Origin of the sequence: Serratia sp. Nf2, from assembly GCF_003028435.1 — a bacterium.
Classification (GTDB): domain Bacteria; phylum Pseudomonadota; class Gammaproteobacteria; order Enterobacterales; family Enterobacteriaceae; genus Serratia; species Serratia marcescens_L.
In genome coordinates this window covers 1-1,786 of the sequence record NZ_PYTW01000030.1, presented here as the reverse complement: position 1 = coordinate 1,786, position 1,786 = coordinate 1, and the positions used below count along the sequence as shown (strand labels likewise).

Genomic DNA, 1,786 nt, shown 5'->3' with positions numbered 1-1,786 from the left:
GCTATCAATCTAATTCCGACACGACAACACAGCAGGCCAATACTAACCAAAAGATACCATTGGAAAAAGATCTTGAATGAAAAATCAAGATCAGAAAGGAAAGAAACCAACCCAATGGTGAATATTAAACTCAAAGTCCAGTTTTGCAAGATAAGACTCAGTTCCGTTGAAATTTTCCCCCCACGCCATGAGCGGTAAAAATCAGTTATCCCTCCAATCATTTGATATACAACTAAAACAACCAAAAAAATTAAAAGATGTTTGTAGTTGAAAGAATATGAGTTTAAACGGATAACTGAATATATCCCAAGAAAAATAATGAGAATATCAGAAAATCTTTGCGCCATAGAAATTAATGATGCATTGGTTTTTGAATGGGTTCTATGATGTAAGAGTGCCATTAAAATTACCTAATTTAGAATAGACGTGAATGATAGTGAACGGCACACAGTATATCTGCCAAGTACAATATGATGCCTCACACAACATCATGCCTTACATATACAATCTCGTAGGGAGCATCTTTGTCAGCGTAGAAAGCTCTCAGTAACAAAATGTTAAATTCAACTTTAAAAGTTCTAAATTATAAGCGTCATATTATTTCACAAGCAGTTGTTGATTTAAGACGCCAAATCTATGTTCTTTATTTTTGACATTATTCCCATCATCAATCAAATCATACCACCACACACCTTTTATAAAACTTCTTTTTTCGGCAGCATTCATATATCGATTCATATATTGGTACACTTGAGAATCAGAAACACTGTTTGGTCCATTATAAGATGTGTATCCAACCTCAGTAATATATAGAGGAATAGACTTTCCTAGTTTCCCTTTTAGATAGCCATCATATTTATCTATGGCTTGCACATTGTTTTCCGGGATTCGCATATTAAGGTCAGGGTTACCATAAGAGTACGGATGAAGGGATATACCATCAATATAATTCAATATTCCACCGTCAATTAAGTTATCCATCCATATCCGCTCCTTATCTTTAAATGGATTTATAGAACCAGCGACAATAATAGCATTGGAATCCACTTTCCTTATAGCCTCCGATGACTTTTTTACTAGTTCTAAGTATACCGTATAATCTGGAGGGGTAGTATTAAAAGGAATGCCTGTGCCATAAAGCCATTCATTCCATATTTCATAATATTTAACAGTCCCTTTACAACGAGCAGCTGTAAAAGAAACATATTTGACAAAGTTATCTATATCTTTTTCTGTTCTTGGATAGTCTCCTTTTGTTATTTTTTGATTTCCATAAGCCAAAATAAGCATACTGCTAATACCTGGATGTTTTTGCGAGAAAAGATAATCTACCTTATTAACATTTGCTGAAAAGGAAAAATCCTTGCCATTTTTCTGCAGCAACTGCCATGGATAATCATCTCTGATTGAGTTGAACCCATATTTTTTTGCTAATTGTATATAGAATTCAGAATCACGAGGATAATGCTTAAAGTGAATATTAATCCCACGTTCAAAAGCATTTACTGATGAACTGGCAATAAAAAAAGAAATGGCAAAACCTTTTAAAAAAATATTCATATTAAACACCACCATCATAAGCAATTAATTTAAATAACTCGCTAAACAAACAAGAAAAATGAGCATCAGCTTAATAAACTCTCGTAATCCTTATAAATTTTTTTAATAGAAGCTGGGTCAAGTGAAACATTTTTCAGTTCGATAACCTTATTTATCGCAATACCCAACTCTGATTCTATATTACATATCAGTCCATTATCATGGTTAATGATTTCACGAATACCAC

General features: G+C 33.1%; 1 protein-coding gene and 1 pseudogene. Both read right to left on the bottom strand.

The window, feature by feature from the left end:
• Positions 1-401: pseudogene (locus tag C9411_RS25200) on the bottom strand (undecaprenyl-phosphate glucose phosphotransferase); the annotation flags it as partial.
• A gap of 196 nt (positions 402-597) precedes the next feature.
• Positions 598-1,560: a cellulase family glycosylhydrolase gene (locus C9411_RS25195; RefSeq protein WP_158263891.1), complete on the bottom strand. Its 963-nt coding sequence runs from the start codon at positions 1,558-1,560 to the stop codon at positions 598-600.
• Between the last annotated feature and the right edge of the window lie 226 nt (positions 1,561-1,786).

Excerpts from the sequence above, each read along its gene's own strand:
- C9411_RS25195 (WP_158263891.1), bottom strand. The coding sequence starts at position 1,560 with ATGAATATTTTTTTAAAAGGTTTTGCCATTTCTTTTTTTATTGCCAGT.